The organism is Bacillus sp. AP50 (assembly GCF_040492675.1).
Lineage (GTDB): Bacteria > Bacillota > Bacilli > Bacillales > Bacillaceae_G > Bacillus_A > Bacillus_A cereus.
The window spans coordinates 1-6,383 of sequence record NZ_JBEUTW010000184.1 but is presented as its reverse complement, the minus strand read 5'-3'; the positions used below and the strand labels follow the sequence as shown (position 1 = coordinate 6,383).

Sequence of the window (6,383 nt, the reverse complement as noted above, 5' to 3'; positions counted from 1 at the left end):
GGAGAATAGAATGAAACATATAATAAAAGACATATTAATAAATTATTTTAAAGAAATTCATTCACTAGCAGTGGAAGAAGAATTGCATAAGGATGGTTGGAATACGGATCTGCATTATAAAATAATGGTAAATGGAAAGCGATATTCCGCAAGATTTATAAATAGCAAGCGAACAATCAATCCAGCCTTTGGGGCGTTATCAAACGAACAACTGATAGAGCAAGTACGGTTTACCTATTATTTACGCGAACATGAAATTCCTTTTATGCAGATAAACAAGAATAGGGCAGGAGAGCCATTTACACTTGTCGCTTGGAATGATGAACAATACCGATTTGTATTGTCTAATTGGATTGAGGGAGAACATATTACGCATTGCACAGAAAACATTGTAGAAGCCTTCGGAAAGGAAGCAAGAAAGATTCATGATATTTCTTGCGCATTTCAAAGCTCGATTTTTCAAAAGATATCTCATTTGGATGGGTATGTTGAGTTTATTAATATGTTAGAAAGTAGGGCAAGCGCATGTAAGGAATTGCGGGAGTATATAGATCTTGCTAAATATCATATAGAGTGCGCATATACGAGTGAACTAGAATTTATCGTACAAACAGATTTAAATCCTTTGAATGTTTTATGGGGCTCAAGTCAAAAGGTAAAAGGAATTGTGGATTTTGAATCTATTAGTTATGTTGACCGCATTGAAGGACTAGCCTTTTTAATAAAATGGTATTCTCGAACAGAAGGAGTACAGTCTCATGAGGTGTGTTCGAAGGTTGCTAGTTCATTTTTAGTAGGGTATAAGGCCCATAATATTTTAACACCAAATGATTATAAGAGATTTTCTTCCTTGTTATGGTTATCCGGTAGTTTGAATTGGAATTTTGTGAAGAAAACGCTAGGTGTAATAAGTGATGAGAGGGAATTAGAAGAACATTTGGAAGTTTATAGAGTGAGGGGAGAAAGACTATCTTCATTATTAACTTGTACATAACATGTATTCTCCTAGTCTGGGACTCAAATAAGAAACCATAGGATGTGTTCTAAAAAATGAAAATACAAATAGTATTGTTTGATGGTTTCGGAGAACTTGTCTCTTTCGCACCGTTTGAGGTACTGAAAAGAGCTATAGAAGAAGGGGCTCCATTTATAGTTGAATTCGTTTCGAGTGAACAAAAGCAGGAAGTTATTACCTCGTTTGGAGTTACAGTTAAACTACATGATTTTTTACGAATGGAGAATCGTCCAGATTTGTTAATTGTACCTGGTGGTGGCTGGAATCATAAAGCAGAGCATGGGGCACGAAAGCAAGCAGAGCTTGGAACTTTGACTAAAATGATTAGCGAGATGCACAATGCAGGAACAATCGTTGCTGGTGTGTGTACAGGAGGTATGCTATTAGCTGCCTCTGGTATATTGAACGGTCGAAAGGCAACGATGCACTATTTGGCACAGGATGAAATGAGTGAATACGGGGCAGAGCTTCTTCATTACAGAATTGCGGATCAAGGGGATGTTATCACTGCAAGAGGAGTCACTTCAGGAGTTGATTTGGGGCTTTGGATCACGGAAAGATTCGCAAGCCTTAAAATTGCGGCTGCCGTTGAATACAGAATGGAATATGAGAGGCGAGGTGTTGTTTGGAAGTAATTTGCTTTCTTTTTTATCCTATTTTAAATGGGAGGGGGGGCTGCCCATAAAAGCCCAATTCATATGTACTAATAATCAGTCGGGATGCCAAAACTCCTACTGATTAAAGTTTCATTTTATAATTTTTATTTTATTAAAAGTTGATTTGTTAGAAAGGATAATCATTTATTGATATAATGAATGGATGCGTGGCAGGAAATAGATAGAAAGATACTGCTAGTAATTTATACTTAAAATGTAGGGAGATTGAACAGAGTTATGGGGACAGAAAAAGAAATTAGTTCCGCTAAATTAATATGGAAGATGACGCGCCCGCATACGTTAACGGCGACGTTTTCTCCTGTAATTTTAGGAACAGTGGCATCACTTTATGTTGCCAAAATTGATTGGCTGTTATTTATTGCGATGATGGCTGCATGTTTAGCATTGCAAATAGCAACGAACTTATTTAATGAGTACTATGATTTTAAACGTGGATTAGACACTGCTGAATCCGTTGGCATCGGTGGCGGAATTGTCCGTCATGGATTGAAGCCAAAAAATGTGTTAACAGTTGCGCTTTTATTATATGTCGTAGCAGCTTTTATTGGCATTTATATTTGTATGAATAGTAGTTGGTGGTTAGTGGTTATTGGTTTAATTGGGATGGCAGTTGGCTATTTATATACAGGTGGTCCACTACCAATTGCGTACACCCCGTTTGGAGAATTAGTTTCTGGATTGTTAATGGGGACATGTTTTGTACTCATTGCTTTCTTTATTCAAACGAATACTGTAACGATTGAAAGTGTATTGATTTCCATTCCAATTGGAATTTTAGTAGGTGCAATCAATATGTCGAATAACATCAGAGATATCGAAGAAGATATTAAAGGTGGAAGAAAGACATTAGTAATCCTCCTTGGGAGAGAGAAAGCTGTGGTAACACTAGCGGTAGCCTTTTTCATTGCGTATTTATGGATTGCCGTAATTGTATTAATGGGTTATATAAGCCCTTGGGCATTAGTTATGTTCCTAGGTTTGAGAAAGCCAATTTCTGCGATTCAAAGTTTCCAAAAAGGGGCAAAGGATCCCGGATATATGCGCATCGCAATGAAATCAACAGCAATGACAAATACGATTTTCGGCTTCTTATTGTCAGCAGGATTATTAATTAGTTATTTGTTTTAAATAAAAAATATTGTTACGTGACTAAACCCCAATTTCTCGATTTTAATATGGAGAGATTGGGGTTTTATTTTTATAGCGTGTATTTTCCCTTTTAATCAAAAGCAAACTTTAAAAACAAATAAAAATATCAAGCATGTGAGCATCAAGAACGGAAGTGCATGAAATATACATCTTTAGCTTGATGGGTATGTGGCGGTACCCCTATGCCAATCAAGCTAATATTTTGAAATGCCCCAAAAACGAAAATTTTATCTTTTCATAGGTGTCCATGAGAGTTGAACTCATTTTTTCGTTTTGGGGTAATTTTGAATTCTTAAATTGATGGCAATATGGTGAGACCCTTTAATCATAATTAGCATTATGATAATCGTTATTTAAGCTGGGCACTCTTCCATGGGGACGATATTCTATGTGAAAGGTATTATGTTATTACTTGTACTGAGGCTCTTCATGTTCAATTTGTTGAAGACGAGGATTTAAAGATTCAATAATTTCTTGAGTTTGTTGTGCTGCACCTTTATATAATTGTTTTGCTTGCTTGTTATCAGTATCAAGAACAAATCCTTCTAGGCATGCTTGAGCACTCTTTAATCCAGCGATAGTTTGTTTAAGTTTAGTACTTACTGTCATGTAGTATTCCTCCTTGTAAATGTACTTCAAAATATAGAGTGCCTATTTTATTATCATTGTACGACTTCCAATTTTAGGGTTATGCGAATGAGAAATTTTATAGTTAATCATTCAAAGAGGGATTTTTTTAGCTAATAGATGCATGGAATAGTTTTGTCCCAATAACAAAAACTAACAGAAATAAAACGATAATATATAAAGGAGATTAAATGTGCTGAAAAAGATAAGAAGAATTTTCCGAGTATTCCTCTTTTTATTTATCGGTGGATGTTTAGTTCTGTTTGCTTGGGGTGAAATTGACAGAACGATAGCAGAAAAAAATGGGGTATTTAGCCAAAATTCTAGTCAATACCCTATGCGTCAAAGTGATATTATTTTGTATACAGATGGGAAACAGTTAAACAATCAACTATTCTCAGATATAGAGCAAGCAAAGCATTACGTGCATGTTAACTTTTTTTCTATTGCTGATGATAAAGTAAGCCATCAGTTTCTAGAGTTATTGCGGAAAAAAAGTCAAGAAGGTGTAGAAGTATACTATGCTTTGGACAGGTTAGGTGGAATTTTACTAAAGAAAAAGGAAAGAGAATTATTAGTTAAAAAAGGAGTTCATTTTACATATTACAATAAACCTGCTTTCCCTTATCTTTTTTCTTCTTTGGATCATCGGAATCATCGTCGTATTTCAGTTATTGATGGAAAGGTTGGTTACATTGGTGGATTCAACATTGGAAAGAAGTATTTGGGAGAAAAAGAAAAACTTGGTTATTGGAGAGATTATCATCTTCAAATACGAGGAGAAGGAGTTCAAGATTTAGAACAACAATTTGTATTAGACTGGAAGAGAAACTCAGAGAAACCGATTCCGATACACAATGCGGTAAAGGAAAAGGGAGCAACCTCGCAACGATTTACTGCATATTATAGTGGAGAAAAACTTGGGCAAGATTATAAAATGCTGTTTCAACAAGCAAAAGAATCCATTATTATATTAACACCTTATTTTATACCAAAAGACAGAACTATTTGGAACGCATTAGTAGATGCAAGAAAGAGGGGAGTCCGTGTCAAAATTCTATTCTCACCTCATTCGGATGCACTATTAGTTAAAGAAGCAGCATATCCATATATCCGAAAAGCATTAAAACAGGGGATGGAAGTATATGGTTACAAAAATGGGGTGTTACACGGTAAAGTATTTTTGATTGATGAAAAAGTATTGATGGTTGGGACCGTGAATTTTGATTCACGTTCGTTTCATTTAAATGAGGAAATGAACTGTTATATTCATGACCCTATCTATATTTCGAGAATAAAGCCAGTGATTAATGCAGACTTACAAAATTCAAAGCAAGTAACATCCTCTGACGTCAACCAATTATCTATAAAAGAAAAAATAAAAGAAAAGGTTGCAAAAATGTTTGAGTATTATTTGTAAAGACAATGTATTTTTATACTTGGATAACAGGGGCTATATGCTTAGTGATTTTACATATTTTCCATGGAATCAGCTGGGCAGTTGCTACAAGTTCGATAGAAAAGGCTGTGATTGATGTATTCCACGATCTCTTCGTGGAGAAGCAATGGCATGGCTTTAGGACCAGTATTAGATCTTTGGGTAATAAAATCATTTTCATTCTATTATCTATTTCTTCTATGTACAGGATTAGCACTTGTTGCATTCATACTTGTACTTGGTACAAAAATACCATCAATTCAACATGCATCAAAAAAACGCTAAGCAAAAATACAATAAGCTGCCCATATGGACAGCTTATTTACATAATTTTCGTTACAGGTAGTTCATTATTTATAAGTTAAACTCATTTATTTTTTACTCTCTTTACTTGACTTTGTTATGGAAGAAAAAGTATAAATTACAAGGGCTAACCAAATAAAGGTAAAAGCTATAAAATGAGCTTTTGTTAACGTTTCGTTATAAAGAAAAACACCGGCTATTAGTGACAGAGTTGGTGAAATATATTGGAGAATACCAAGCATAGATAATGAAACTTTTTTAGCACACTTTGTAAATAATAAAAGTGGTAGAGCTGTTACTATGCCACTCCCTATTAATAATAAACTGGTTGAAACAGAATTGAAAAATTGTATTTGAGATTGAAACATCAAGTAAGTCAAATATACTAACGCAATAGGCGAAATTACCATCGTTTCAAGTGTTAATCCAATGACTGAATCTGTTTTAATCATTTTTTTGGCTAAACCATAAAATCCAAAGGTAAGCGCCAAACTAAGAGAAATCCAAGGAATCACACCATAATGGAACGTTAGTGTTAATACACCAATGCCTGCTAATATAAATGCAAGAATTTGAGAACCACTTAACTTTTCTTTTAATGCGATTACACCGATTAACATACTTGTTAAAGGATTAATGTATTGACCAAGACTTGCTTCTAATATTTTTCCATTAAGCACTGCCCACATAAAGATACCCCAGTTTGAACTAATCAGTACAGAAGCAATAATAAGTGACCAAACTAATTTTGGATTTTTAACAATTTCTTTCATGAATTCAACATATGTAGACCATTTCTTCATGAAAAATAAAAGTACAAGCATAAAAATAAAGGACCAAAAGACTCGTTGTGCTAGAATTTCTCCTGAAGATACGTGTTGAATAAGCTTCCAGTAAATTGGAGTAATACCCCACATAATATAAGAAAGTACTGCAAACACAATGCCATCTTTTTCATTATTTAATTTCATTCTGAGCCTTCTTCCTAAATATTTAAGTGTTAAATTACCTGGTTTGTTTTAAATAACTATTAGTAGTAGGGTAGCAGGGAAAGTAGTGGTGTAATCCACTTTTTCTTTTTCGATAACTCTATTCATTTTTTATACATTCCTATCCTGGCATGGTTTTTGGGTTATTGGATTAGCAGAAAAACTGTATAAAATCTAGTATACTC

Annotated in this window: 6 protein-coding genes and 1 pseudogene; 5 read left to right on the top strand and 2 right to left on the bottom strand. The window is 34.3% G+C overall.

Going from position 1 to position 6,383, the window contains the following annotated elements:
- The first annotated feature begins 10 nt into the window (after positions 1-10).
- The 3 genes from ABWK52_RS15410 to menA all read left to right on the top strand — a co-directional run bounded on the left by ABWK52_RS15410 (position 11) and on the right by menA (position 2,820).
- Complete coding sequence (locus ABWK52_RS15410; protein ID WP_061654896.1) at positions 11-994, top strand: phosphotransferase; 984 nt, start codon at positions 11-13, stop codon at positions 992-994.
- Positions 995-1,050: 56 nt separating this feature from the next.
- Complete coding sequence (locus ABWK52_RS15405) at positions 1,051-1,650, top strand: DJ-1/PfpI family protein (protein ID WP_061654895.1); 600 nt, start codon at positions 1,051-1,053, stop codon at positions 1,648-1,650.
- Between the two features lie 258 nt (positions 1,651-1,908).
- A complete protein-coding gene (menA, locus tag ABWK52_RS15400) occupies positions 1,909-2,820 on the top strand; it encodes a 1,4-dihydroxy-2-naphthoate polyprenyltransferase (RefSeq protein ID WP_061654894.1) in 912 nt (303 codons plus the stop codon).
- 429 nt (positions 2,821-3,249) lie between these two features.
- On the opposite strand, the gene ABWK52_RS15395 is transcribed toward menA, so the two are convergent.
- Complete coding sequence (locus tag ABWK52_RS15395) at positions 3,250-3,450, bottom strand: DUF1657 domain-containing protein (protein ID WP_000218933.1); 201 nt, start codon at positions 3,448-3,450, stop codon at positions 3,250-3,252.
- 211 nt (positions 3,451-3,661) lie between these two features.
- On the opposite strand from ABWK52_RS15395, the gene ABWK52_RS15390 reads away from it, so the two are divergent.
- Together ABWK52_RS15390 and ABWK52_RS15385 are read left to right on the top strand one after the other, a co-directional pair.
- Positions 3,662-4,888: a phospholipase D-like domain-containing protein gene (locus tag ABWK52_RS15390; protein WP_098542457.1), complete on the top strand. Its 1,227-nt coding sequence runs from the start codon at positions 3,662-3,664 to the stop codon at positions 4,886-4,888.
- Positions 4,876-5,185: pseudogene (locus tag ABWK52_RS15385) on the top strand (MFS transporter); the annotation flags it as partial. The gene ABWK52_RS15390 and the pseudogene ABWK52_RS15385, both read left to right, overlap by 13 nt.
- 92 nt (positions 5,186-5,277) lie before the next feature.
- Here ABWK52_RS15385 and rarD read toward each other — a convergent pair.
- Entirely contained in the window at positions 5,278-6,180 is a 903-nt protein-coding gene (gene rarD / locus ABWK52_RS15380) for an EamA family transporter RarD (RefSeq protein ID WP_000773903.1), read from the bottom strand.
- Positions 6,181-6,383: the final 203 nt, after the last annotated feature.

What these genes read in the sequence shown, in the direction of transcription:
- ABWK52_RS15405 (WP_061654895.1), top strand. Translation starts at nt 1,051, where the DNA reads ATGAAAATACAAATAGTATTGTTTGATGGTTTCGGAGAACTTGTCTCT.
- ABWK52_RS15410 (WP_061654896.1), top strand. Translation starts at nt 11, where the DNA reads ATGAAACATATAATAAAAGACATATTAATAAATTATTTTAAAGAAATT.
- rarD (WP_000773903.1), bottom strand. Translation starts at nt 6,180, where the DNA reads ATGAAATTAAATAATGAAAAAGATGGCATTGTGTTTGCAGTACTTTCT.
- menA (WP_061654894.1), top strand. Translation starts at nt 1,909, where the DNA reads ATGGGGACAGAAAAAGAAATTAGTTCCGCTAAATTAATATGGAAGATG.
- ABWK52_RS15395 (WP_000218933.1), bottom strand. Translation starts at nt 3,450, where the DNA reads ATGACAGTAAGTACTAAACTTAAACAAACTATCGCTGGATTAAAGAGT.